The sequence below is a fragment of the Nocardioides sp. genome (assembly GCF_030019515.1).
GTDB lineage: Bacteria > Actinomycetota > Actinomycetes > Propionibacteriales > Nocardioidaceae > Nocardioides.
The window spans coordinates 107,329-131,364 of record NZ_JASEEQ010000012.1; the positions used below are offsets into that span (position 1 = coordinate 107,329).

The following is a 24,036-nucleotide window of genomic DNA, read 5'->3' on the forward strand; positions in this document are numbered from 1 at the left end:
GTGATGCCCCTCGACAGCGAGTTGAGCCTCTTCAACGCACCCGCAGCGCGGTCGGGCGGCGGCGTGTACCCGCCTAGCGTCGACGTCGCCCGGGCCGCGCGGCTCTCTGAAGACGGTCGCTACCGGTACGTGCTGGGCCGCCGCTGGGGCGACGGTCTCCCCGCGACGTTCGTCATGCTGAACCCGTCGACCGCCGATGCTGAGCTCGACGACCCGACCATCCGCCGGTGTGTCGGCTTCGCCCGCACGATCGGCGCAGACGGGATCCACGTCCTCAACCTCTACGCGTTTCGCGCGACCAAGCCCGAGGACCTGTGGAAAGCCGACGACCCGGTCGGACCCGAGAACGACGAGTACCTTGCCCGCCACGCCGCCGCGGCCGCCCGGCAGTGCAGGCCGATCATCGCCGCCTGGGGCGCCAACGCCCGGCCGGCGCGCGTTGCCCAGGTGCTCGCGCTGCCAGGCATGCGGACCGCCCTCCACGCTTTCGGGGTCACCAAGCACGGCCAGCCCAGGCACCCGCTCTACCTGCCAGCATCGGCGCGACCCCAGCCGTGGGAGGGACGACCGTGAGCCCGGTACGGCGAGCGAAGCACACCACGCCGTCGGTCGTCCTCAGCGCGACCGGCGACGTCGTCGAGGTCGGTGGAGGCTGCGGCCTGTTCATCGACCTGCCCGCCGAGGACCAGGCGCCCGCGGTCGGGGACTGGATCGCAACCGAGGCCGGCTCGAGGTACCTGGTCGACCAGGTCCGCGTCGTACGACGACGCAAGCCCGCGGCCACCACCGTGCGCTACCAGCTGCGCAACCTCCGGCTGCCGAAGCACACCCCGCCGCCCGACGACGTCCGTGTCATCTGGCTGACCTGGTATCCCCGGGGCCGCCGATGAGCCGACGAGCCGAGGAGATCACCGACCAGCTGACGGTCGCGTACCTGGACTGGTGCGTGCACGAGCGGGTCCCCGTCAACACGGTGGCCCGCCGGCGGGCGACGTTGAAGTCGGTCGGGAACGCCGGCGACGCGACCCGCGAGGAGGTCGAGGCCTGGTGGTCGGCCCGGGCGCACCTCAAGCCCGCGACCCGCGCGAATGACCTGGCGAACCTCCGCACGTTTTACAAGTGGTGCCAACGGTGGGACCACCGCGACGACGACCCGACCGTCCGGCTCGACGCACCGAAGGTCCCGGCCGGCCTCCCGCGGCCGTTCACCCGCGACCAGTTCCACCAGCTCCTCACCACCCTCGAGAACGACATGCGCCGCGCGGTCGCGCTCGGCGGGTACGGAGGCCTCCGGGTCTCCGAGGCCGCGACCGCCGACTGGGGCAACTACGACGCCGAGCACCGCCGGCTCCTGGTTCGCGGCAAGGGCCAGAAGGAACGCCTCATCACTGTCGGCCCGATCCTGATGGACGCGATCGGCCCACCCGGGACCGGGAACATCGTCACCGCCGGCGAGAAGGCCTACAGCGAGGACGCACTCCAGCGGAAGGTCAATCGGGCGATCCAGCGCGCCGGCGTCGACGGCACGTTCCACCAGCTGCGGCACCGATGGATCACCGTGGGGCTCGCGGAGACCGGGAACCTCCTCGGCGTCTCCCGGGCGGCCGGTCACGCGTCGGTCACCACCACCACCCGGTACGCCGCCACCAGCGACGACGTGCTCGACCAGATCTCCGCAGCGGCTGAACGATGACCATTCGGACGGGCGCTAGACGATGACCACGCCAAGCTCTTCGGAGGCTCCGCGGAAGAGGGGCCGAAGGCGAAGGGGCGACACAAACTGGGGTGGTTCCAAGGTTCCGCTGAGTGACGTCAGACGGAGCGATTTGCGTGCGGATCCGCCACCAGGTGGGCCATCATCTGTCGGGACTATCACACGTGCAGGGGAGGTTCTCGGTGCCGGACTATGAGGTCGAGCCGATCCCGGTCTCGAGCGTGCTGCTGAACCCGAAGAACTATCGTCATCGCCCCGTGACCTCGCAGGACGAGTGCTTCCTGGCGCTGTTCAGCGAGCCGAAGGACCGCGACTACATGCTCAACCTGGCGACCGACATCGCCACTCGCGGTCTCGACCCGTCGAGCCTCCCGATCGTTCAGCCGGAAGGTGCCCGGTGGAGGGTGCTCGAAGGCAACCGCCGCATGGCCGCCTTGAAGGCGATGACCAACCCCGACGTGATTCCCGAGCTTCCTGGTGCGAGCGACCGTCAGATGAAGGCGTACCGGGGCCGCTGGGCCAAGCTCGGCGGCGTGGCGCCCATTCCTCGCACCGTGGACTGCGTCGTGACCTCGGACGTCGAGGCGAGCGATCACTGGATCACGATGAAGCATACGAACGTCGGCTTCCACAAAGGCGCCGGAACGATCGAGTGGGACGCCGAAGGCAAGGCCCGTCACGAGGCAGGTGGTGCGACCGGCGACGGGCGGGTCGCTGGCCGGCGCGCATCCAGCGAGCAATCCGGCCGCGCCGTCGACCTCCTCGATGCGCTCCGCCAGCAGTTCGCGGACGACGACGAGATGCTCGCCCTTGTCGACCGAGCCTTCAAGAAGGGGATCACCACGCTTGGCCGGGTGCTGATCCGGCCCGAGAACCGTCTCCGGCTGGGTATGCAGATCGATGGCCGAAGCGTCCGGTGGACGGTCTCGGACAATGCCCTTCGAGCAGCGATGCACCGGCTACTCTCCGATCTGGGCACCCCTGAGCTCAACAGCCGAAGCATCAACGTCGCAGACGACGTCGTCGGCTACCTCGACGCCATTGCGAGCGACCTTCCCACCAGCGACGACCGGGTAGAGGCGGCCCACCCCGCCGTCGGCGCCCCCGTCGGCGCGAGCGAGCGCAGCACCCGATCACGGCGCCGGAAGGCTCCCCAGCCCGCTCGGCGGCCCTACGGTTCCCTCCAGCTGACCCACGGGAGCGGCAAGACGCGCGCCGTCCTCGCTGAAATGAAGACCCTCGCGTACAAGGACTACGCCTACACCTGCGCGATCCTCAACCGCGTGCTCCTCGATCTCTACAGCTTCGATGTGCTCGACGCACTCGGGAAGAAGACGGGCGGCGGGTGCAACGCCCGAGTCCAGCGGTGCCTCCACCTGCTGGACCCCCATAACACCAAGCCGACGGACCGACGGTTCCCCCACATCTGGGACGCACTTGCCTCCGGCACCGGCGAGCTCTCGGTGGACTCCATGCACTTCTTCGTTCATCGGCATGACTACCGAGCACACCCCGACATCGCACGCACCCAGTGCGAGGCACACGAGCCGTTCCTGCGCGCTCTCGACGACCTGGTCGAAGACACCCTTCGTGGATCGTAAACACGCCGCGCTTGGGCTGGCCATCACGCCCGCGGACTGCCACGATGACGGCCATGCCCACCGGTGACAATGCCCCGACCAAGCCGGCTCTCGGGTACTACAGCCCCCTCCGCTATCCCGGTGGGAAGGCGCGACTCGCGAGATACATCGCCGACCTCATCCGAGCCCAGGATCCACGGCCACTCGCCTACGCAGAGCCATTTGCAGGAGGCGCGGGTGCAGCGCTCAAGCTGCTAGCCGAGGGCGTGGTCGACGAGATCCACGTCAACGACCTCGACCCAGGCATTGCTGCGTTCTGGCGCTGTGTGTACCACCGAACCGACGAACTGGTTCGGTCCATCGAGCACGCCGACGTCAGCATCGACACGTGGCACGAGCAACGAACCATCTACTCCGCGCCGGCCGACCGTGATGACCTCGAGCTCGGATTCGCGACCTTCTTCCTGAACCGCTGCAACCGATCCGGGATCTTGACGGCTCGACCGATCGGCGGCCTGGAGCAGACGGGACAGTGGCTCATTGACGCGCGTTTCAACCGCACGGACCTTGTCGATCGGATCCGCTATATCGCCGAGTTCCGCCACCGTGTCCACCTGACTGAGCTCGACGCCCGCGACTTCATCAGCTCCCTGGCAGAGGCTCCCGACGTGATGTTGTACGTCGATCCGCCATACATCGTGCAGGGCGACGCGCTCTACCTAGACAAACTGTCTTACGACGACCATCGCGGCGTCGCCGAGGTCCTTCGTGGGACCGACCTGCGGTGGTTCATGACCTACGACTGCGACGCCCGAATCACGGACGAGCTCTACCCAGACCTGCGATGTGCGCGGTTCAACATCAAGCACACCGCCCAGCACCAGCACGTCGGCAGCGAATACGCCATCTTCAGCGACCGCCTCGTCGTGCCGCACATCGGCATTCTCCCGAAGGACGAAGCAGACTGGGTCGTCGTCTAACCGATCGCCTGGGGAGCCGAGCCCGTTCCTACCGGGTGTGGCCGCGCTCGCGCTGCTCGGCTCGTGCGCGGGCTGCTCCCGGTCCATGACGCGGGACTGCCAGACCCGGATCGATTGGGCCGTCCCGGAAGCCCCACCGGCGTCCTTGGCCGCGCTCGCCCGGGAGCGAGACCTCTGGACGCAGCTGGCGGCCGAGCTCGAGTGCTACCTCGGCGCCGACGAGCGACCGGCCCTGTTCTAGCCTCCGGCCGCACTCGGTCGCCCTATGCTCCGGCACATGGACGACCCCGCCTCACCGCCTGTGCCCGCCGGCTCGGCCCCGCGAGCTCGCGTGGACCCGACGTTCGCGTGGACCGCGGCCACCTTGCCGCTCGCCTACGTCCCGATCGCGTACTTCGCGCCGGCCGCAGCGGTGGCCACCGGCGGCGTCCTGGCCCTGGCGGCCGCGGTCAGCTGCGTCCTGGACCACCGCCGGGTCCGGGCCGCCGTCGACGGCAGCGGCCGCGACTTCCCGCCCGTCAGCGTGCTGATCCCGTTCCTCTACCTGGTCCTCCGCACGATCAGGATCAAGTCGACGCCGGCGATCCCGGTTGTGGGGGTCGCCGCGATCGGGCTGGTGATCCTCGGCCAGCTGACGTTCGCGCAGATCGTCCAGTTCCAGGGCGACTCCATCGAGGCCGACATCGCGAAGTGGGCACGCGAACAGGGCGCCACCAGTGCCCACGTGGAGTGCCCGAACAAGATGATCCGCGCCGATCAGGAGGTCACCTGCATCGTCTCCGCCGGCGGCCAGCAGGCACCCGTGACCGTCAAGATCGGCGACGACGGCTACTACTGGTGGAACTGGGCGTAACCGCACCCGCCAGAGCGAACGCGCCCCGCTCAGCCGTCGCCGTTGTGGTCGTCCCCGAACTGGCGGATGTACCGCTCGAGCGCACGGATCACGACCGCGGTCACGTTCTCGCCGCGGTCGGCCGCGATGCGCCGTGCCTCCTGCCAGATCTCGTCGGGGATCCGCAGCGTCCTGTTCGGCGTCGCGGGCTGGTTCGGCACTCACCGGACGCTAGGACCAGGTGTATTTGCACCCGGTCGTGACGACACCCACCGCGGCCGCTCAGGCGGCGCGGCGCCGGGCCGGCCGGCCGGCCGTGGCGAGTGGGGGAGACGGGCCGGAGGCTCCGTTGACGATCCCGCGGAGTCGGTCGTTCTTGACCTTCGTGTAGAGCCGCGTGGTCGCCGGCGACGCGTGTCCGAGGAGCTCCTGGACACCGAAGATGTCGTGTCCGGAGGTCTCCTCCCAGATCGTCGCCGCACGGTGCCGCAGCTTGTGGATCGTCCAGTCGTCGGCCAGCAGCCGGTTGACCAGCTTCCCGACCCACCGCGGCGAGAGGTGGCCGTGGTCATCACCCGGGAACACCCACCCCGGCGGGAGGGACTGCAGGGTGGCGGCGACGTCGTCGAGCAGCGGGAGGATCCGCTCCTTCCCACCCTTGCCGTGCACGACCAGCGACCAGCCGTCCAGGTCCTCGAGCAGGTCACGCGAGTGCACGAGCGCGATCTCCCCGCGCCGCATCCCGTGGTCGGCGGCGAGCCGCAGCATGAGCCGCTCCCGCGGCCGCGCCGCGGCGAGCGCCGGCAGGTACACGGAGTCCGGCGCCGGCCGCGGGTTCGGCAGCCCGGGCTTCACCTTCGGCAGCGCCAGGGCCGGCGAGGACCCGATGTGACCGGACTCGGCGCCCCACCGGTAGAAGCCGCGCAGCGTGGTCCGGTACGCCCGACGGGTCTCGTTCGCCCACTGCTGCGACGCGAACCACGACAGCAGCTCGGGGCCGGTGACCTCCCAGGGGCTCTCGATCCCGATGCTGCGGGCGGTGCGCTGCAGATGCTGGCGCCGGGTGTAGGCGGTCTGGGACGAGTTCCCCTGCGCGAGGTTCCAGAGGATCCAGGCATCGATCGCGGCCAGCCACGCCGCGGAAACGTGAGCGCTCATCCTTCGGACGGTAGTGGTCCCTATCACAGTCGGAGAGGGCAGCCCCCAGGAGGTAGCGCCGGGGGCTCTGCTCACGCGGCGGCTGGGCGGCTCGCGGCCGCCGCCCGGACCCGCGCGGGGCTGGGTCGGCCCTCGCGGTGCGCGGCGAGCTCGCAGTGCTCGGGGCACTCCCCGCAGATGTGGTCCTCGGCCCGCCGGTTCTCCGCCCCGCACCAGCAGGTCTCAGGCAGGATCCGTCGCACCGGATAGATCTCGTTGAACTCGTTGATGGTCACCTTCACACCCCCAGCAGCCGGTTTCGGATCTCGCGGCGTAGGCCCTCGCGCTCAGCGACCAGGTCCTCGAACTCCTCGACCGAGAGGCTCGGGTCCTTCGTGCCACGCTCGACTGCCGACACAGCTTCCAGGAACGCCGTCACGATGTCCGGGCCCCGGGTCGTGCTCGTGGTCGTCATGCAGACTCCTCGGAACGGTGGGAACGGAAGGCGAGGACGAGGCCCGGCCCGTGGCCGTGCACTGCGGGCTCGTGCGAGCACCCCGGCCGGGCCTCGCCCGTGGATCCGAGGCGACGGCGCGCGGGCATGGGGATGACAACGCCCATCCGGCCGGCGGTCTCGGACGCCGCGGCAGTGGCGGCCGCGGGCGTCTCGGCGAGCGCGGGAACCACGCTCAGCGGGTACATATCAGAAGGTTTGGGGTTCGAATCCCTACGGGCGCGCCGAGTACGACCGGATCCGACACGGCTCCCGGACGGCGAATCCGCCGGCCAGGGGCCGTTCGTCATTCCCCGCCCTGCCCGGTCCGTCCCTCTCGTCACTCCGCTGCCGTCGGCTCGTTGCCAGCGGCATGGGGTCTCGACCGTCGCTGCCTGCCGTCCTCCTGGCCGTCCTGCTCGCGCTGTCCACGACCGTCCCGGCGGACGCGTCGTCCGCCGCGAGCCAGCCGGCGTCGAGGTCCCAGGCCGGCGACGGGGCGAGCGATCCCACCAGCCTCGTCAACGTCTTCACCGGCACCCTGTCCGGCCAGCCCGACTTCGGCACCGGTGGTGGCGCCGGCAACACCTTCCCCGGCGCCGTCGCCCCCTTCGGGATGCTCCAGTGGAGCCCCGACACGGTGCCGTCGCTGGACAACTTCACCGGTCGGTACACCTACTCCGACTCGCGGATCCGCGGCTTCAGCCTCACCCACCTGAGCGGTGCCGGCTGCGCCGCCTTCGGCGACGTCCCGATCCTGCCGGTGGCCGGGACGATCGACTCCTCGCCGGTCAGTGGCCTGTCCGCCGACTACCGCGCGGACCTGCTGCCGACGTTCAGCCACGAGCACGAGCACGCCGGCCCCGGGCGGTACGCCGTGACCCTCGACCCCGGGACCGACCGCGCGGTGGATGTCGAGCTCGCCGCGCGCACGCGCGCCGGTGCCGGGCGCTTCCACTTCGCCGGTGACCGCGGCACCTTCCTCGTCAACGCCGGCGGCAGCTCGATGGCCGACACTCTCGCCGAGGTCGACGTCGACCCCGGCCGTCGTACCGTCAGCGGCACCAGCGGCAGCGGCGCCTTCTGCTACCAGGACAGCCGCTACACCCTGCACTTCGCGATCACCTTCGACCGGCCCTTCGACTCCTACGGCACCTGGACCAAGGCGGTCCTGTCCCCCGGGTCCACGAGTGCCCGGGACCTCGGCGCCGACCCGCGGCTGAAGTACCAACAGCTCCAAGGACTGCCCAAGCAGCTGCCCGGCGACCCGTCCGGCACCGCCCAGGCCGGCGCGTACGTCGGCTTCGACACGGCCGCGGACCACGAGGTCCGGGCCAAGGTCGCGGTCTCCTTCGTCAGCGTCGACGGCGCCCGCCGGAACCTCGAGCGCGAGATCGGCGAACGCGGCTTCGGCGAGGTCCGCGCGCTGGCCGGCGCCGCGTGGCGCCGGGCGCTCTCCCGGATCGCGGTCCGCGGCAACACCCGCGAGGAGCGCCGTACCTTCTACACCGCGCTGTACCACGCGCTCATCCACCCCAGCACGTTCGACGACGTCGACGGCTCCTACCTGGGCATGGACGGCGAGGTCCACCACACCTCCCGGACCAAGTACGCCAACTTCTCCGGGTGGGACGTCTACCGCAGCCAGGTGCCGCTCCTGGCCATGGTCTGGCCGCGCCGCGCGGCCGACCTGGCGCAGTCCCTGGTGCTGGACGCCCGCCAGAGCGGCTGGCTGCCGAAGTGGCCGGTCGCGGCCGCCCACACCGGGATGATGGTCGGTGACCCGGCACCCATCAGCCTGGCCGGCATCAGCGCACTGGGCGCGACCGGCTTCGACCGGCGCGCGGCCCTCGACGCCATGGTGAAGGCCGCCACGGCCCAGGGCAGCAGCGCGAACTCGCGGTACGTCGAGCGGCCCGGGCAGGACGACTACCTGGCACGCGGCTACATCCCCTACGAGCGCGACACCGGCGTCTACTCGACCTTCATCGACCCGGGCCTGGTGTGGGGGCCGACCGCCACGACGCTCGAGTACGCCGTCGCCGACTTCGCCATCGCGCGGTTCGCGGCCGAGCTGTGCCGACGCGACGGCGACTGCCGGCCCGAGAGGCGGGCCATCGCCCGCCGGTCGGCCTCCTGGCGCAACGTCGTCAACCCCGACACCGGGGTGGCGCAGTCGCGCTCGGTGACCGGCGACTGGGTGGACCAGGACCCCGCCGACGGGACCGGGTTCGTGGAGGGCAACGGCGCGCAGTACACCTGGCTGGTGCCGCAGGACCCCGCCGGTCTCTTCGAGCGCATCGGCGGGCCGGTCGCGGCCCGCCGCGAGCTGGACCGCTTCTTCGCGAGGCTCAACGCCGGCCCGACCGCGCCGCACGCGTTCCTCGGCAACGAGCCGACCTCCGGTGCGCCCCACCTGTTCCACTGGCTCGGGCGCCCGGCCACGACCCAGCGCATCATCGACCGAGCCCTCTCCGACCTGTTCGGCGCGACCGTCGACGGACTTCCCGGGAACGACGACCTCGGGCAGATGTCGGCGTGGTACGTGCTGAACGCGATCGGCCTCTATCCGGCCGTGCCGGGCACCGACGTGCTCACCGTGCTCGCGCCCCGGTTCCGCCGCGTGACGCTCGACCTGCCCGGCGCCGACCTGACGATCCGGCTCACTCCCGGCTCTCCGGTCCGCGGGACCGGCCGCGCGGTGCGTGTGGTGCGGCTCGACGGGCACGAGTCACAGCGCTCGTGGTTGCCGTACGCGGAGCTGAGGTGCGGCGGTCGACTCGACGTCGCCGTCGGCGAGGCCAACGGCTGGGGACGCGCCGTGCGGAACCGCCCACCGTCCTTCGGGCCGGACGACATCGGCCGGATGCTGCCCCGCCGCCCGGCCTGCAGCTGACACCAGCACCTAGCTTCGCTAGGGGGACCGTCGCCCGGGACCGCGTCTCGGCGCATCGTGACCTTCGTCCCTGCCCACGGCCCGGCCGGGTGACCAGAGTGGACCCGGCATGACCATGGTGCTGCACCCGACGTTCCACCGCGACCGGGACGAGTCCTGCGTGGTCGCGGCCGACGTGGCAGTGGCCGCGCGGCTGGCGGTGCCGCTCGGCAATCTGCGCGGCACCGCCCGCGTTCTACGTCGTCGAGTGCGTCAGCGTGGCCAGCGACCAATGGTGGGGCGTGCGTGCCGATCCCGACCATTCGGCGGTGGCCTCGATGAGTGCCGTGCCCGGAGGCCTGGCCGTGGCCGCGCTCGCCGCCGTACCGTTGCTCTGGCTGCTGGCCCGCCTCCACGGCGCCGCCCGAGCCACCGGCTGAGCCAGGCGCCCGGCGCTCAGGTCAGGTCGGATCGGACCCGGCCGATGGGCCCCCCGCGACGAGCGTGGATCGGGCGACGGCCGAGTTGGCGAGCGGGCTGACAGGGGTGGATGCCATGGACCAGAGCGAGCGCCTGCGCCGCGCGTTGCGTCCCTTCGCCTGGGTGGATGGCGATCCGGACCCGCGCGGCCTGCAGGCGGGCTTCGTGCTGCTGGTGGTCCTGGACCGGCTGCTCCGTCGGGCCGGCGGCGTCCCTCTGGGTGACGGGAACTGGCCGTTGCGCGGGGCGGCGCTGGCGCTCCTGATCCTGCTCGTGGTGATGGTCCTCCCGAGGTCGTGGCGTCGTACGCCGGTGATCGCGGCGCTCGCCGTCGCCGATCTCGGCGTCGTCGGTGTCAGCTCGCTCGGGCCACAGGACGGCGGCACGTCCCTGCTGGTGGTGCTGCCCGCCCTCTGGCTGGGCAACCGGCTGCGGATGCCCGGGGCGCTGATCACGGTGGCCGGATCCCTGCTGCTGATCACCCTCCCGTCCCTGGCGGTCCACGGTCTCGAAGGCGAAGGGTTGTCCCGCGCGGTCCCGATGCCGGTCGCCGCCGGCCTGGTTGCGCTGGCGCTGGCCGCCGGCTTGGACCTTGCCGAGCTGGCCCGTCGTCAGGCCGAGGAGGGCGAGCAGCGGTTGCAGCGGACCCTCGAGACCCTCGAGGCGGAACGCCAGACCTCCCAGGAGGTGTTCGACGGTGCCGACGTCGGCCTGATGCTCCTCGACGAGCGCGGTCGGCTGGTGGGCATGAACCGTCGCTACGAGGAGTTCATCAGGCTCTCCCTCCCCGGCGACGACCTGCCCTGGCCGGGCGACACCTTCGCCGCCGACGGGACCACCCGGCTCACGGCGGACCAGCTGCCCAGTGCCCGGGCGGCGCGCGGCGAGGAGTTCGAGGACTACCGGATGTGGTCCGGCGCCGACCCCGCGACCCGGCGGGCGGTCTCGGTGTCGGGTCGCCGCTCCGTCAGCCCGGCCGGCAACGTCGTGGGGGCGGTGGTGGCGGCGACCGACATCACCGAGCTGATGCGGGCGCTGGCCGTCAAGGAGGAGTTCGTCGCCACCGTCTCCCACGAGCTGCGCACGCCCCTGACCTCGATCGTCGGCTATGTCGCCATCCTGCTCGAGGACGACACCCTGTCGGCCCAGGCGGTCGCGCAGCTGCGGGTGGTCGAACGCAACGCGGCGCGGCTCACCGCCCTGGTCGAGGCGCTCCTGCAGGAGGCACACCACGCGGGCGGGCCCGTGCCCCTCGAGCGCGAGGAGGTCGACCTCGCCCGGATCGCGATCGCGAGCGTCGACGCCGCGGCCCCGATGGCCCTGGCGGAGGGCGTCGAGATCGAGTGCGACCTGCGCGGCCCCGTCCTGGTCGTGGCGGACCCGCAACTGCTCGCACAGGTCGTCGACAACCTGGTGTCCAACGCGATCAAGTACACACCGCGCGGCGGTCGGGCGCGCGTCAGCGTGCGCCGGGACGGCGAGCGCGTCGAGCTGACGGTCGCCGACAACGGCATCGGCATCTCCGAGGCCGAGCGCGGCCAGCTGTTCACGAGATTCTTCCGGACCCGGGCCGCCACCGAGTCCGCGATCCAGGGGGTGGGGCTCGGGTTGAGCATCGCCAAGGCGATCGTGGAGAGCCACGGCGGCCGGATCGAGGTCGACAGCGAGTGCGGACGCGGCAGTGTGTTCCGGGTGTCGTTGCCGGTGGGCACCGAGGCCGGCTGAGCCTAGGCTGGCGGGATGAAGACCCGGCTGACCTGTCCGTGCGGCACGACCATCACCGGCGCCGACGAGGACGAGCTCGTCGAGCTGACCCAGCAGCACCTCGCCGCCGAGCACCCCGGGATGGAGTACGGACGCGACGAGATCCTGTTCATCGCGACCTGACCGCCCGGCTCGATCGGGGCGCTCAGCCCGGCGGGGCCGTGCTCTCCCGCACGACGAGCGCGGTGGGCAGCACGACGGGCTCCGGCCGGCCGCCCGAGAGCAGCTCCGCGATCGCGGCGACGGCCGCCCGGCCCTTGTCCGGCACCTCCTGGTGGATCGTCGTGAGAGGCGGGCGGCTGGCGGTCGCGAGCACGCTGTCGTCGAAGCCGACGACCGAGAGGTCCACGGGCACCCGGAGGCCGAGAGACTCGGCCGCCCGGATCGTCGCGAACGCGAACTCGTCGGAGAAGCAGGCCACGCCGGTGGGTCGGTCGGCTCGGTCGAGCAGTGACACTGCCGCGTCGTACGCCGCCGAGGGAGGCGCATACGGCGTCGTCACCAACGTCGGCTCCACCCCGGCCGGGTCGAGTGCATCGTGCCAGCCGAGCATCCGCTCGTGGGCTGGATAGTTGACGGCGCCCGGGTCGGTCGCGAGGGTGACCAGCCCGATCCGGCGGTGACCGAGATCGACGAGGTGCTGCGCGGCGAGCCGCGCGCCGCCGCGGTCGTCGACGTTGACCGACGCGATCGCGCCGCGGGTGTCGTGGTCGACGACGACCATCGGGATCCGGCGCCGCTCGAGCCAGCCGATGTCGGGCGAGGTCGGGTCGCAGACGTAGACCAGCGCACCGTCGACCGCGACGTCGCGCGCGGGGACGAACCGATCGTCCGACGAGGCGGGCAGCAGCGTGAGCGCCAGCCCGCGACTGGCGAGCTCGTCGGAGACCGAGGCGAGGAAGACCGCCGAGACGGCGTCCTCGAAAGCCTCGCTGAGGCTGCCGTTGATCAGCAGGCCGACGGACCCGGTGCGGCCCCGGGCCAGCGCCCGGGCGGCGGGATCGGGCCCGACGTACCCGAGCTCGTCGGCGGCGGCGAGGATCCGCTCGCGCAGCTCGGCCGAAAGCTGGTCCGGGCGCGAGAACGCGTTGGACACCGTCATCCGGCTGACGCCGACTCGGTCGGCGATCGACTGCAGGGTCACCTTGGCCATGGCGGACCCAGTATCGCCGCTCCGCCCGGCGGGCGCGGGCCTCACCCGGACCGTCAGCTCGGCTGGCAGGTCCCGACGGGCCGGGGCTCGACCCAGCCGGCGACCGTGCGCAGCTCGCTCGCGATCCGGGCCCGGACCGCGCGGGTCGCGGCCGGGCGCCGAGCGGGCTCGGTCACGACCGGGGCGTCCGGGCGGGCGCTGGACACGTGCAGGGTGGTGAGCCGGGTGGCGAGGCCGGCGGCCAGGACGTCGTTCATGACGCATCACTTTCATTCTGTACCAGTCAAGCTCTGTACCGATACAGTAGCGCCCTCTGCTTTACCGGTCAAGTCAGACCCTCGGGGTACTCCCTGACGAAGGGGCCCGCGAGATGGCCGATCGGGGGCCCGACCGTCGGGGAGCACCTCAGCCGGCGGGGGCCACCGAGGGCTCGTGGGTGACCTGGTCCCAGGTGAACACGTAGGACCCGCCACCGGTGGGGACGCTCAGCGGCAGGTTGCTGCCGCCCGCCGCGCCTCCGGCGCCGTAGTTGACGTCCCAGGAGTCGTCGATGGCGACCTTCCACTCGTAGTCGCCTGCCGGCAGCGTGAACGTGCCGTGCCAGCGCCCGTCGGTGCGGTCGAAGGCGAGGTGGGTGGCGGCGCAGTCGGGCTGCCAGTCACCGGGACAGCCGAGCTCGTCTTGGAGGCTGCCCGCCACGGTGACCGAGTCGACGGCGGGCGATGGCTCGGCGGTCGTCACCGTAACCGGGGCACTGGTGCGCTGCACGACCCGCTGCTCGCTCAGGGTGGCGCGGTAGCGCACCGTCGTGCCGAGCGGCAGGCCGGAGACGTCGTCGGTGATCAGGTAGACCGGCGCGGAGCTGTCGGTGCCGAGACTGGTCCAGGGGCCGCCGGCCACGCTGCGCTCGAACTCCACCGCCTGCAAGGACCGCTCCGGGTCGACGGTGGCGGTGATCGTGACCGGGTCGATGCTGCTCACGGTGCCGCCGTCGGCGGGCGCGGTCACGGTGACCTGCGTTCGAGGCACCCGCAACGTACGCACGGCCGAACCGCGGTGGTGGCCGGCGTTGTCGAGCACGGCAGCGCGATACTGCACCGGCAGGCCCGGCGGCAGCGCCGTGACTTCGTGGAAGACCTGGTACGGCGCGGAGTCGTCGACGCCGATGGTCCGCCACTTCCCGTGGCCGTCGAGCCGGCGCTGGAAGGTCACCTCGGCGAACGCGGACCCGGAGACCCGCGCGCGCACGTGCACCCGTCCCCACGAGACCGGGGACGGCGACGGCCGGGTGAGCGAGATCCGGGGAGCCGCCGCAGATCGCGGCATCGGGTCGGTGGCGACGTACACCGCGGAGGAGAGCCCGGGCAGGGCGAGGTGCAGGCTGCGGTCGGCCCGGCTGGTGAGGGTCGAGGGCCCGGACCCGTAGACCTTGCGGAACCCGCCGGAGCGCAGGTACGTCGGGACCGCCGCGCTCGCCCGGTCCTCGCTGTTGTTGAGCGCGACGACGTACTCCCGGTCGTGCCTGCGGTCGACCCGTGAGAACGCGAAGATCCCCGGGCCGTCCGAGGCGTAGCGGACCTGCTGGGCGCCGTTGCGCAGCGCGGGGTGCCGCGCGGTGAGCGTGGCGAGCCGGCTGATCGACCGGTACATCGGGGAGTCGGTGACGAAGTTGTCGTCGGCGCCGGTGCGGTCGGTGCCGATCTGGTCGTCGTCCTGGTACTCGGGCACCTGGCTGGCGAACATCGTCTGTCGCGCGAGCTGGTCGCCGCCGTCACCGGTGAAGCCCTGCTCGTCGCCGTAGTAGACGACCGGGTTGCCCCGCGAGAAGTACATGAGCTCGTGGGCGAGCCGGTCGCGGGAGAGCAGCTCGGCGTCGTCGGCGCCGGGGTTGTCGGCCTTCAGGAAGTGGCCGATCCGGCCCATGTCGTGGTTGCCGAGGAACGTCGGCAGGGAGTAGGCGTTCGAGTTGTAGTCGGTGTACCAGTCGTCGTTGGCGAAGAACCGGGCCAGACCCTGGTTGTCGGCACTGCGAGACGCAAAGCCGCGCGCGGCGTCCTGGAACGGGAAGTCGAGGACGGCCTGCATCCGGTCGAAGGTCGTGTAGTGCGAGGTGAACGCCTTGGCTGCCGCGTCGCTGCCGTCGAGCGCCACCTCGCCGAACATGAAGAAGCCCGGGTTCCCGTCGACCGCGGCGAGCTGCTGGATCCGGGTCCCGAACCGCTGCCAGAACACGTCGTCGACGTGCTTCATCGTGTCGATGCGGAAGCCGTCGATGTCGAAGTCCCTCACCCAGGTGCGGTAGATGTCGATCATGCCGGTCACCACCTCCGGCTTCTCGGTGAACAGGTCGTCGAGGCCGAAGAAGTCGCCGTACTGGCTGTCCTCGCCGGTGAACGTCGTGTTGCCCCGGTTGTGGTAGTTCGTGACGTCGTTGAGCCAGGCGGGGACCTTGAGGTCCTGCTCGTCGGGGTCGAGCACGGGGGTGTAGGGGAACGACGTGGCGGGGTCGAGGGCGGGGAACGGGTCGCCGATCTGGGCGGGGTCGCGGTCGTCGAACGGATCGCCGTCGGCGTCGCGGTAGGGGACGGCGTCCTTCGACACGTAGGCCGTCCGGTCGCCCTCCTCGTAGCCGATCACGTCCGCGGTGTGGTTGGTGATGATGTCGAAGTAGACCTTCATCCCGCGCTCGTGGGCGTCGGCGACCAGCGAGGCGAGGTCCTCGTTGGTGCCGAGATGGGGGTCGACGGTGGTGAAGTCCGTGATCCAGTAGCCGTGGTAGCCCGCGGACGGCCCGTCCTCGAGCTGGACCGCCTTGTTCTTGAAGATGGGCGTCAGCCAGATCGCGTCGGTGCCGAGCCCCTCGATGTAGTCCAGGTGGGATCGCAGGCCCTCGAGGTCACCGCCGTTGTAGAAGCCCTTCGCCGTGGGGTCGAAGCCGGTGGTGAGCCGGTCGCCGGTCAGGCCGCCCTCGTCGTTGGTGGCGTCGCCGTTCGCGAACCGGTCGCCCATCACGAAGTAGAAGTCCTCGTCGGTCACGCCCGGGCGTGGGGCGTGCTGGGCGTAGCCGGCGGGGTGCCGGCCGACCGCCCCCGGGCTCTCGGTCGCGCCGGCCGCACCGGACGGGACGGCGAGGGCGAGACCGAGGACGGCGACGACCGGTGCGGAGAGCAGGATGCGCATGGGGTCCCTCCCGAGGACGTGAACCAGATCACAGGTGGGAGCAACCTAGGCCGATCCCGACGGAGCGGCAAGGGACCCCGGGCCGGGCCGCGCGACCGGCGGCGAGACGGTCCAGGCCGGGCGCACCGGGGCGCTGATCTTCTCGGTCCCGCGCGGCATCGCCGCGCTCTCGCAGGTCCTTCGGCCCCCGACCGGCGCGCCCTGGCCCGTTCGGGCCAGGGGCGGAGACCGCGGAAGGTGGCCGCTGCGGGCGACGCGCGGCCCGCACGCCTGCGCGAGCGTTGCTCCAGGCGCCCACCGGGGGTGCCGGGACCGAGAGGGAACGTCATGCCACTGATCCAGGTCAAGGTGATCGAGAACGTCTTCACCGACGAGCAGAAGCAGGAGATCGTCCGCAGCGGCTGGGCGAGCCGGACGTGTCGAGGCGCCGGCGCCAGCGGGAGGCCGCGCTCGCCGCGCAGGCGGAGGAGATGTCCCACGTGGTCGACCACCTGATCGCGACCGACGACTCCGAGATGCGCGTGATATCGATGCTGCGGGTCGAGGACCTGCAGGGCGCGCTGGTCGACGAGGACGCCGTCTCGAGGCCCGACCCGGACCTGCTGGCCGGGCCGTTCGCGCACGTCGTGGTGGACGAGGCCCAGGAGCTGACCGACGCGGAGTGGCAGATGCTGCTGCTGCGCTGCCCCTCGCGCAGCCTCACGATCGTCGGGGACCGCGCCCAGGCCCGGCACGGGTTCGCGGAGTCCTGGGCGGAGCGGCTGCACCGGATCGGGCTCGATCGGGTCGAGCTGGCCTCGCTGAGCATCAACTACCGGACGCCGGAGGAGGTGATGGCCGAGGCGGAGCCGGTGATCCGCGCGGCCCTGCCCGACGCCAACGTCCCCGTGTCGGTCCGGAGCACCGGCGTGCCGGTCCAGCACGGCCCGGCGGCGGACCTGGCCACGGTCCTCGGCTCCTGGCTCGCCGCGCACGCCGAGGGCATCGCCGCCGTCATCGCCGCGCCCGCGGTCGAGGGGCTCGGCCCGACCGGGCGGGTCCGTTCGCTGACCCCGGAGCTCGCCAAGGGCCTCGAGTTCGACCTCGTCGTGCTCGTCGACCCCGACACCTTCGGCGCCGGCGTCGAGGGCGCCGTCGACCGGTACGTCGCGATGACCCGCACCACCCAGCGACTCGTCGTCCTCACCAGCGCACCGCCACCGGGCTCGACGGGCTGGAGCCCGAGCGGTCACTGATCGCTCCGGACGATTTCCCACCCGTCGGGGTGGGTCCCCGTAGCATCGGCCGCGTGCAGGTACCGGCGCCGATCGAGTACGAGCGCGCGACCAGCGTCGAGCATGCGATCGGGCTGCTGACGCGGCTCGGCGACGAGGCGCGGCTGATCGCCGGCGGGCACAGCCTGCTGCCGATGATGAAGCTGCGGCTGGCCAACCCCGAGTACCTCATCGACATCAACGACCTGCACGGCCAGCTGAGCTACATCGACATCGGCGCGACCCGGGTGCGGATCGGTGCGATGACCCGGCACCGGGAGCTGCTCGAGTCGGTCGCGCTCGCGGAGGTCTGCCCGATCTTCCGCGACGCCGAGCGGGTGATCGCCGACCCGCCGGTCCGCAACCGGGGCACGCTCGGCGGTGCGCTCTGCCAGGCCGACCCCTCCGAGGACCTCTCCTCGGTCTGCACGACGCTCGACGCCAGCTGCGTGATCCGCGGCCGCGACGGCGAGCGGGTGGTGTCCATGGACGACTTCCACCGCGGGCCGTACGAGACGGCGGTCCGGCACGACGAGATGCTGATCGAGGTGCGCATCCCGATGCGCCCGCACGGCAGCAGTGCCTACGCGAAGGTCGACCGCCGGGCCGGTGACTGGGCGGTCGCCGCGGCCGGCGCCGCGCTCTGGCTCGACGAGCACGGCACGATCGCCGACGCCCGGGTCGGCCTCGCCGCGGTCGGACCCAACACCACCGGGATCCCTGCGATCTCGGAGGCGCTGCGCGGGCGGGCGCCGGGCGAGGACGCCTGGACCGAGGCCGCGGCGATCGCGGAGGCCGCCTGCCGGCCGGTCACCGACAGTCGGGGGAGCGCGGACTACAAGCGCCACCTGGCCGGCGAGCTCACCCGGCGTACCCTCCGCACGGCCTGGGAGCGGGTGGTCGCGTGGAGGTGACGTTGAGCGTCAACGGCGAGCCCGTCACCCGCGACGTCGAGGCGCGGCTGCTGCTGGTGCACTTCCTGCGCGACGAGCTCGGCCTGACCGGCACGCACTGGGGCTGCGACACGAGCAACTGCGGCAGCTGCGTCGTCCTGTACGACGACGAGCCGGTCAAGTCGTGCACGGTGCTCACCGCGATGGCCGGGGGGCACGACGTCCGCACCGTCGAGGACCTCGAACAGGACGAGGTTCTCGACCCGGTGCAGCAGGGCTTCATGGAGTGCCACGGCCTGCAGTGCGGGTTCTGCACCCCGGGGATGCTTATGTCGGCTCGGGCGCTGCTCGACCGCGACCCGGACCCGAGCGAGGACGTGATCCGCGAGGCGATCTCCGGGCAGATCTGCCGGTGCACCGGCTACGCGTCCATCGTTCGGTCGGTGCGCTGGGCCGCCGTGCACCCGGAGGGGAGGAGCGAGGCATGACGACGGTCGACCGGGGCCCGGTCGGGCACGGCCGGATGCTCCGCAAGGAGGACCGGCGGTTCGTGCGCGGCCGCGGGAAGTTCCTCGACGACATCGCGCTGCCGGGCATGCTGCACCTCGCCGTGCTCCGGTCGCCGGTCGCGCACGCCCGGATCGTCTCCGTCGACACCCTGGCCGCCGAGGCGCACCCGAAGGTCAAGGCGGTCGTCACCGGCGCGATGCTCGAGGAGCGCGGTCTGGCCTGGATGCCCACGCTCTCCGGCGACCGGCAGGCCGTGCTGGCCACCGACAAGGTGCGGTTCCAGGGCCAGGAGGTCGCGTTCGTCGTCGCCGAGGACCGGTACTCCGCGCGCGACGCGCTCGAGCTGATCGACGTCGAGTACGACGTGCTCCCGCCGGTCGTGGACGCCCGCCGCGCGCTCGACCCGGACGCGCCACTCATCCGCGATGACGTCGCGGGCAAGGCCGACAACCACTGCTTCGACTGGGAGACCGGCGACGCGGCCGCAACCGCGGCGGTGTTCGACCGGGCCGAGGTCGTCGTCCGCCAGGAGATGGTGTTCCCACGCGTGCACCCGGCGCCGCTGGAGACCTGCGGGGCGGTCGCCGACTACGACCGGGTCGAGGAGAAGCTCGTCCTCTGGGCGACCACCCAGGCGCCGCACGCGCACCGCACGCTGTACTCGATGTTCGCCGGCATCCCCGAGCACCGGATCCGGGTGATCTCGCCGGACATCGGTGGCGGCTTCGGCAACAAGGTGCCGATCTACCCCGGCTACGTCTGCGCGATCGTCGGCTCGATGCTCACCGGCAGGCCGGTGAAGTGGACCGAGGACCGCACCGAGAACCTGATCGCGTCCGGCTTCGCCCGCGACTACGTCATGCAGGGCGAGATCGCCGCGACCCGCGACGGGCGGATCCTCGCGCTGCGCAGCCACGTGCTCGCGGACCACGGCGCGTTCAACGGCACTGCCGCGCCGCGGAAGTTCCCCGGTGGGTTCTTCGGCGTGTTCACCGGCAGCTACGACATCGAGGCGGCGTACTGCTCGATGACCGCGGTGCACACGAACAAGGCGCCGGGCGGGGTCGCGTACGCCTGCTCGTTCCGCATCGCCGAGGCCGTCTACCTCGTCGAGCGGATGGTCGACCTGCTCGCCGACGAGCTGGGCGTCGACCCGGTCGAGCTCCGGCTGCGCAACTTCATCCGCAGCGATCAGTTCCCGTACACCTCCCGCACCGGGTGGGTGTACGACTCGGGCGACTACGCGACGACGATGCAGGAGGCGCTGCGGATCGCCGGGTACGACGAGCTCCGCGCCGAGCAGGCCGCGCGGCGGGAGCACGCCGGAGACGGCCAGAGCCTGATGGGGATCGGTGTCTCCTTCTTCACCGAGGCCGTCGGCGCCGGGCCGCGCAAGGACATGGACATGCTCGGCCTCGGCATGGCCGACGGTTGCGAGCTGCGGGTGCACCCGACCGGGTCGGCGGTGCTGCGGATCTCGGTGCAGACCCAGGGGCAGGGGCACGAGACGACGTTCGCCCAGCTGGTCGCCGAGGAGCTCGGCATCCACCCCGAGAACGTCGACGTCGTGCACGGCGACACCGACAACACGCCGTACGGGCTGGGGACCTACGGGTCCCGGTCGACCCCGGTGTCCGGGGCGGCGGCGGTGATCGCGTCGCGGCGGGTGCGCGAGAAGGCGCGGCTGATCGCGGCCGGGATGCTCGAGGTGGCGCCGGAGGACCTGGAGTGGACCAAGGACAGCTCTGGGGGACGGTTCGACGTGCGCGGCGTGCCGGACTCCGGGGTCACGATCGAGCAGGTCGCGATGCGCGCGCACGGCGCCGGCGACCTGCCCGAGGGCGTCGAGGGCGGGCTGGACGCGCAGGTGTCCTACAACCCCGACAGCCTCACCTACCCCTACGGCGCCTACATCTGCGTCGTCGACATCGACCCCGGCACCGCGGTCGTGAAGGTACGGCGGTTCATCGCCGTCGACGACTGCGGCACCCGCATCAACGAGATGATCGTGGAGGGCCAGATCCACGGCGGCCTGACCGACGGCGTCGGCATGGCCCTGATGCAGTTCATCGGCTACGACGAGCACGGCAACTGCCTCGGCGGCTCGCTCATGGACTACCTGATCCCGACCGCCAAGGAGGTGCCCGACTGGGAGACCGGGATGACGGTCACCCCGTCACCGCACCACCCGATCGGCGCCAAGGGCGTCGGCGAGTCCGCGACCGTCGGCTCGCCGCCGGCGGTCGTCAACGCGGTGATCGACGCGCTCGCGCCGTACGGTGTGCGGCACGCCGACATGCCGCTCACCCCGTCGCGAGTCTGGGAGGCGATGCAGGGCCGTGCCACGCCTCCTCAGTGACGTCACCGCGCTCGTGCTGGCGGCCGGTGGCTCGTCCCGTCTCGGCCGGCCCAAGCAGCTCCTGCCGCTCGGCGACGCGACGCTGCTCGACGCGACGCTGTCGGTCGTGCGCCGGTGCGGGTTCGGCCAGGTCGTCGTCGCCCTGGGCGGCGCGGCCGACGACGTCGCCGCGACCGTCGACCTCACGGGCGTGGACGTGGTGCGCAACCCGGACTTCGGCGCCGGCTGCTCGTCCTCGATCGGGGCGGCGCTGCCTGCCGTCAGCTCGGCCGCGGGCTTCGTGCTGATGCTCGGCGACCAGCCGGAGATCTCCGAGTCCGCGGTGCGGGCGGTGGCCGCTGTCGACGCGGACCTCGCGGTGTGCCGGTACGACGACGGTCTCGGCCACCCGTTCTGGCTGGGGCGCGCCCTGTTCGGCGAGCTGGCGAGCCTCCACGGCGACAAGGCTGTGTGGCGGCTCGTGGACGCCGCCGGACCCTCGCTCGTGACCGTGGACGTCGATGGGCCTGTCCCCGCCGACGTCGACATCGAGGCCGAGTACGAGGCGCTGCTGGCGAGGTGGGCCCGGTGACCCCGACCCAGCTCCGCGCGTTCGCGACCGTCGTACGGCTCGGCTCGGTGAAGGCGGCGGCAGCCGAGCTCGAGGTGTCCGAGGCCGCGGTCTCGCTGCATGTCGGCCAGCTGCGCAAGGAGCTCGGCGACCAGCTCTTCAGCCGCACCGCGTCCGGCCTCGCGTTCACACCCGGCGGGCTCCGGCTCGCCAGCCGCGCGGTCGAGCTGCTCGGCCTCCAGGACCGCACCGTGCTCGAGGTGCGCGAGGCCGGCGTCGGCCGCCGGATGTTGCGGCTGGGCACCACCGCGCTGTTCGCGGAGTACGCCGCGCCGGGGCTGATCGGCCTGTTCGCCGACCGCGCCCACGACCTCGACGTCGAGCTCAGCGTCCACCGCGCCCGGGACTTCGAGCAGCTCCTCCTCACCCGCACCGTCGACGCGACCGTCGGCCCGCGCCCGGCCACCGGCGACCCGGCGCTGACCAGCAAGCTGTTCCTCAACTACCAGGTGCTCGCGGTCGTGAGCCCCGAGCACCCGATCACGCGTGGCCAGCCCGGCATCGCCATGCTGCGCGACCAGACCTGGCTGGTCGGACCGTCGGCGGCCGACGACTCCGGAGTGATCCCGGGGCTGTTGCAGCGGATCGGCGTACCCGAGGAGCGACAGCAGATCTTCCAGTCCCACGCCGCGGCGCTCGAGGAGGCCAAGCGCGGCGCGGGGATCACCCTCGCGGTGGCGTTCGCGGTCGCCCAGGACCTCGCCGCCGGCGCGCTGGTCCGCGTGCCCGGCCGCCCGGTCCAGGGCCAGGGCACCTGGAACATCTCGATCCTCGGCGGCGAGCGGGCCACGCCGGCCGCTGCGGAGATGGCGCGCTTCGTCACCACGCCCCGCGCCACCCAGGCGATGCTGCGCGGCCGCGGCGTCACCCACGGCCGGTTCAAGCCCGCCGTGCACGTGACGCTCTGGAGCTGAGGCCGCGCCCCCGCGCCCCGCCGGGACGTCATACGGACAGTGTGTCCCCCTCCACCCTCCGTATGACGTCCCGGGGAGGCGAGGGGAGCGCGAGCCCGGTCGGCGTCCACAGCCGCGGCGGGGTGCAGGGACATCCACCGTGAACGTCGCGCGGCGAGCGCGATGTCGCACCGACGGTCCACGGTGGTGCGACATGACTCGAGGACCCTCGTACGACGACGACCGCTTCGCCGCCGCCCGCGAGCTGGCGGAGCGGCAGGGCGGTGTGCTCTCCCGGCCGCAGCTCTACGCGCTCGGGATCACCCGCTGGGAGATCTCGGGGCAGGTACGAGCTCGGCGCTGGCAGCTGATTGGTGACCAGTCCGTGCAGTTGCACAACTCCGAGCTGTCCGGCGAGGGCGAGAGGTGGGCCGCGGTCTTCCAGGGCGGGCCGCGGGCCTGCCTCGACGGCGGGTCCGCACTCGTCGCGGCAGGCCTCGAGCGCTACGAGCTCCATCCCGTCCGGGTATCGGTGCCGCGCGGCGCACGAGTCCGGCGCAACCGGCGCTTCAACATCCGGCAGACCCGCCGTTGGGAGGCAGCCGACATCGTCGGCGACGGGATCCCGCGGACCCGCGTCGAGACCGCGACGATCCGGGCCGCGCTGTGGGCGCGCACCGACCGGGAGGCGACCTACGTGCTCACGATCACCGTGCAGCAGGGGCTGGCACCGCCGACGACGCTCGGCGAGGAGATGCTGCGGATCAGGCGGGACAAGCGCCGGCTCCTGCTCCACGAGATCCTCAACGAGCTGCTCGACGGAGCCCGGTCGTTGGGCGAGATCGACGTGGCGCGTGAGCTGCGCAGGCGGGGACTCCCGACTCCCGCGCGCCAGGTGCTGCGCCGAGACGGGCGGAACCGCTACTACCTCGACCTGTACTGGCCCGAGTTCGGCCTGGTGCTCGAGATCGACGGCATCCACCACACCTGGGCCGAGAACGTCGTCGGTGATGCGCTGCGACAGAACGCCGTGGTGCTCCAGGGCGAGACGTTCCTGCGGCTGCCGTTGCTGGGGCTCCGCCTCCGGCCGGCCGAGTTCTTCGCACAGGTCGAGCAGGGCCTCCGGGACGGCGGCTGGCGGCCGGCCGCCGCCTGACCCACCCCGCCCCCGCCTCCCCGCCGCCCGCACCCCGCCGGGACGTCATACGGACAGTGTGTCCCCCTCCACCCTCCGTATGACGTCCCGCAGGCAGCAGCACGCGGGGGCCACCTAAGCGAACCCTTGATCCGCTGTAGACGCCCCCTGTGACGGGGAGCACAGTGACGCCAC

At 72.0% G+C, this 24,036-nt stretch carries 24 protein-coding genes; 17 read left to right on the top strand and 7 right to left on the bottom strand.

What is annotated here, in order from left to right; genetic code table 11:
• Window positions 1-3 precede the first annotated feature (3 nt).
• The 7 genes from QMC84_RS16860 to QMC84_RS16890 all read left to right on the top strand — a co-directional run bounded on the left by QMC84_RS16860 (window position 4) and on the right by QMC84_RS16890 (window position 5,127).
• Entirely contained in the window at window positions 4-573 is a 570-nt protein-coding gene (locus QMC84_RS16860; RefSeq protein ID WP_300376682.1) for a DUF1643 domain-containing protein, read from the top strand.
• Window positions 570-890: a hypothetical protein gene (locus QMC84_RS16865; protein WP_300376684.1), complete on the top strand. Its 321-nt coding sequence runs from the start codon at window positions 570-572 to the stop codon at window positions 888-890. Before QMC84_RS16860 ends, QMC84_RS16865 begins: the two co-directional genes overlap by 4 nt.
• Window positions 887-1,693: a tyrosine-type recombinase/integrase gene (locus QMC84_RS16870; protein WP_300376686.1), complete on the top strand. Its 807-nt coding sequence runs from the start codon at window positions 887-889 to the stop codon at window positions 1,691-1,693. Before QMC84_RS16865 ends, QMC84_RS16870 begins: the two co-directional genes overlap by 4 nt.
• 113 nt (window positions 1,694-1,806) lie before the next feature.
• The gene (locus QMC84_RS16875; RefSeq protein ID WP_300376688.1) at window positions 1,807-3,315 is read left to right on the top strand and encodes a hypothetical protein; all 1,509 of its coding nucleotides are present in this window, start codon (window positions 1,807-1,809) and stop codon (window positions 3,313-3,315) included.
• A 53-nt stretch (window positions 3,316-3,368) separates the two neighbouring features.
• Window positions 3,369-4,274 carry a DNA adenine methylase gene (locus QMC84_RS16880; RefSeq protein WP_300376690.1) on the top strand — a complete coding sequence of 302 codons (906 nt, stop codon included), beginning with the start codon at window positions 3,369-3,371 and terminating at the stop codon, window positions 4,272-4,274.
• Between the two features lie 37 nt (window positions 4,275-4,311).
• Window positions 4,312-4,515, top strand: a complete 204-nt coding sequence (locus tag QMC84_RS16885; RefSeq protein ID WP_300376692.1) for a hypothetical protein — start codon at window positions 4,312-4,314, stop codon at window positions 4,513-4,515.
• A gap of 36 nt (window positions 4,516-4,551) precedes the next feature.
• On the top strand, window positions 4,552-5,127 hold the full coding sequence (locus QMC84_RS16890; RefSeq protein ID WP_300376694.1) for a hypothetical protein: 576 nt from the start codon (window positions 4,552-4,554) through the stop codon (window positions 5,125-5,127).
• Between the two features lie 29 nt (window positions 5,128-5,156).
• Here QMC84_RS16890 and QMC84_RS16895 read toward each other — a convergent pair whose 3' ends face one another.
• From QMC84_RS16895 to QMC84_RS16910, 4 genes are all read right to left on the bottom strand, one after another.
• Window positions 5,157-5,327, bottom strand: coding sequence for a hypothetical protein (locus QMC84_RS16895; RefSeq protein ID WP_300376696.1), 171 nt, complete (start codon window positions 5,325-5,327; stop codon window positions 5,157-5,159).
• A 61-nt stretch (window positions 5,328-5,388) separates the two neighbouring features.
• On the bottom strand, window positions 5,389-6,264 hold the full coding sequence (locus tag QMC84_RS16900; protein ID WP_300376698.1) for a tyrosine-type recombinase/integrase: 876 nt from the start codon (window positions 6,262-6,264) through the stop codon (window positions 5,389-5,391).
• Window positions 6,265-6,335: 71 nt separating this feature from the next.
• Entirely contained in the window at window positions 6,336-6,539 is a 204-nt protein-coding gene (locus QMC84_RS16905; RefSeq protein WP_300376700.1) for a hypothetical protein, read from the bottom strand.
• A 2-nt stretch (window positions 6,540-6,541) separates the two neighbouring features.
• The gene (locus tag QMC84_RS16910; protein WP_300376702.1) at window positions 6,542-6,718 is read right to left on the bottom strand and encodes a hypothetical protein; all 177 of its coding nucleotides are present in this window, start codon (window positions 6,716-6,718) and stop codon (window positions 6,542-6,544) included.
• A gap of 391 nt (window positions 6,719-7,109) precedes the next feature.
• Between QMC84_RS16910 and QMC84_RS16915 the strand changes: the two genes are divergently transcribed.
• The 3 genes from QMC84_RS16915 (at window position 7,110) to QMC84_RS16925 (ending at window position 11,978) form a co-directional block, all read left to right on the top strand.
• Window positions 7,110-9,632, top strand: a complete 2,523-nt coding sequence (locus tag QMC84_RS16915; RefSeq protein WP_300376704.1) for a GH92 family glycosyl hydrolase — start codon at window positions 7,110-7,112, stop codon at window positions 9,630-9,632.
• A gap of 534 nt (window positions 9,633-10,166) precedes the next feature.
• Window positions 10,167-11,816 (top strand): PAS domain-containing sensor histidine kinase, encoded by a 1,650-nt coding sequence (locus QMC84_RS16920; protein WP_300376706.1) that lies wholly within the window; start codon window positions 10,167-10,169, stop codon window positions 11,814-11,816.
• A 15-nt stretch (window positions 11,817-11,831) separates the two neighbouring features.
• Complete coding sequence (locus tag QMC84_RS16925) at window positions 11,832-11,978, top strand: DUF1059 domain-containing protein (protein WP_011753691.1); 147 nt, start codon at window positions 11,832-11,834, stop codon at window positions 11,976-11,978.
• 22 nt (window positions 11,979-12,000) lie between these two features.
• Here the strand turns inward: QMC84_RS16925 and QMC84_RS16930 are convergent, their stop codons facing one another.
• From QMC84_RS16930 to QMC84_RS16940, 3 genes are all read right to left on the bottom strand, one after another.
• Window positions 12,001-13,008 (bottom strand): LacI family DNA-binding transcriptional regulator, encoded by a 1,008-nt coding sequence (locus QMC84_RS16930; protein ID WP_300376711.1) that lies wholly within the window; start codon window positions 13,006-13,008, stop codon window positions 12,001-12,003.
• A 53-nt stretch (window positions 13,009-13,061) separates the two neighbouring features.
• A complete protein-coding gene (locus QMC84_RS16935) occupies window positions 13,062-13,265 on the bottom strand; it encodes a hypothetical protein (RefSeq protein WP_300376713.1) in 204 nt (67 codons plus the stop codon).
• A 148-nt stretch (window positions 13,266-13,413) separates the two neighbouring features.
• Complete coding sequence (locus tag QMC84_RS16940) at window positions 13,414-16,188, bottom strand: alpha-amylase family glycosyl hydrolase (RefSeq protein WP_300376715.1); 2,775 nt, start codon at window positions 16,186-16,188, stop codon at window positions 13,414-13,416.
• 416 nt (window positions 16,189-16,604) lie between these two features.
• On the opposite strand from QMC84_RS16940, the gene QMC84_RS16945 reads away from it, so the two are divergent.
• The 7 genes from QMC84_RS16945 to QMC84_RS16975 all read left to right on the top strand — a co-directional run bounded on the left by QMC84_RS16945 (window position 16,605) and on the right by QMC84_RS16975 (window position 23,862).
• On the top strand, window positions 16,605-17,423 hold the full coding sequence (locus QMC84_RS16945; RefSeq protein ID WP_366145760.1) for a hypothetical protein: 819 nt from the start codon (window positions 16,605-16,607) through the stop codon (window positions 17,421-17,423).
• Window positions 17,424-17,476: 53 nt separating this feature from the next.
• Window positions 17,477-18,355 carry a xanthine dehydrogenase family protein subunit M gene (locus QMC84_RS16950; RefSeq protein ID WP_300376716.1) on the top strand — a complete coding sequence of 293 codons (879 nt, stop codon included), beginning with the start codon at window positions 17,477-17,479 and terminating at the stop codon, window positions 18,353-18,355.
• Window positions 18,346-18,822 carry a (2Fe-2S)-binding protein gene (locus QMC84_RS16955; RefSeq protein WP_300376717.1) on the top strand — a complete coding sequence of 159 codons (477 nt, stop codon included), beginning with the start codon at window positions 18,346-18,348 and terminating at the stop codon, window positions 18,820-18,822. Before QMC84_RS16950 ends, QMC84_RS16955 begins: the two co-directional genes overlap by 10 nt.
• Window positions 18,819-21,203 carry an aerobic carbon-monoxide dehydrogenase large subunit gene (locus QMC84_RS16960; protein ID WP_300376718.1) on the top strand — a complete coding sequence of 795 codons (2,385 nt, stop codon included), beginning with the start codon at window positions 18,819-18,821 and terminating at the stop codon, window positions 21,201-21,203. Before QMC84_RS16955 ends, QMC84_RS16960 begins: the two co-directional genes overlap by 4 nt.
• A complete protein-coding gene (locus QMC84_RS16965; RefSeq protein ID WP_300376719.1) occupies window positions 21,184-21,774 on the top strand; it encodes a nucleotidyltransferase family protein in 591 nt (196 codons plus the stop codon). Before QMC84_RS16960 ends, QMC84_RS16965 begins: the two co-directional genes overlap by 20 nt.
• On the top strand, window positions 21,771-22,727 hold the full coding sequence (locus QMC84_RS16970; protein ID WP_300376720.1) for a LysR family transcriptional regulator: 957 nt from the start codon (window positions 21,771-21,773) through the stop codon (window positions 22,725-22,727). Before QMC84_RS16965 ends, QMC84_RS16970 begins: the two co-directional genes overlap by 4 nt.
• A 193-nt stretch (window positions 22,728-22,920) precedes the next feature.
• On the top strand, window positions 22,921-23,862 hold the full coding sequence (locus QMC84_RS16975) for a hypothetical protein (protein ID WP_300376721.1): 942 nt from the start codon (window positions 22,921-22,923) through the stop codon (window positions 23,860-23,862).
• Window positions 23,863-24,036 lie beyond the last annotated feature (174 nt).

Coding starts and splice junctions, on each gene's coding strand:
- QMC84_RS16860 (WP_300376682.1), top strand. CDS start 4: ATGCCCCTCGACAGCGAGTTGAGCCTCTTCAACGCACCCGCAGCGCGG.
- QMC84_RS16870 (WP_300376686.1), top strand. CDS start 887: ATGAGCCGACGAGCCGAGGAGATCACCGACCAGCTGACGGTCGCGTAC.
- QMC84_RS16880 (WP_300376690.1), top strand. CDS start 3,369: ATGCCCACCGGTGACAATGCCCCGACCAAGCCGGCTCTCGGGTACTAC.
- QMC84_RS16890 (WP_300376694.1), top strand. CDS start 4,552: ATGGACGACCCCGCCTCACCGCCTGTGCCCGCCGGCTCGGCCCCGCGA.
- QMC84_RS16900 (WP_300376698.1), bottom strand. CDS start 6,264: ATGAGCGCTCACGTTTCCGCGGCGTGGCTGGCCGCGATCGATGCCTGG.
- QMC84_RS16910 (WP_300376702.1), bottom strand. CDS start 6,718: ATGACGACCACGAGCACGACCCGGGGCCCGGACATCGTGACGGCGTTC.
- QMC84_RS16915 (WP_300376704.1), top strand. CDS start 7,110: ATGGGGTCTCGACCGTCGCTGCCTGCCGTCCTCCTGGCCGTCCTGCTC.
- QMC84_RS16920 (WP_300376706.1), top strand. CDS start 10,167: ATGGACCAGAGCGAGCGCCTGCGCCGCGCGTTGCGTCCCTTCGCCTGG.
- QMC84_RS16925 (WP_011753691.1), top strand. CDS start 11,832: ATGAAGACCCGGCTGACCTGTCCGTGCGGCACGACCATCACCGGCGCC.
- QMC84_RS16930 (WP_300376711.1), bottom strand. CDS start 13,008: ATGGCCAAGGTGACCCTGCAGTCGATCGCCGACCGAGTCGGCGTCAGC.
- QMC84_RS16935 (WP_300376713.1), bottom strand. CDS start 13,265: ATGAACGACGTCCTGGCCGCCGGCCTCGCCACCCGGCTCACCACCCTG.
- QMC84_RS16940 (WP_300376715.1), bottom strand. CDS start 16,188: ATGCGCATCCTGCTCTCCGCACCGGTCGTCGCCGTCCTCGGTCTCGCC.
- QMC84_RS16960 (WP_300376718.1), top strand. CDS start 18,819: ATGACGACGGTCGACCGGGGCCCGGTCGGGCACGGCCGGATGCTCCGC.
- QMC84_RS16975 (WP_300376721.1), top strand. CDS start 22,921: ATGACTCGAGGACCCTCGTACGACGACGACCGCTTCGCCGCCGCCCGC.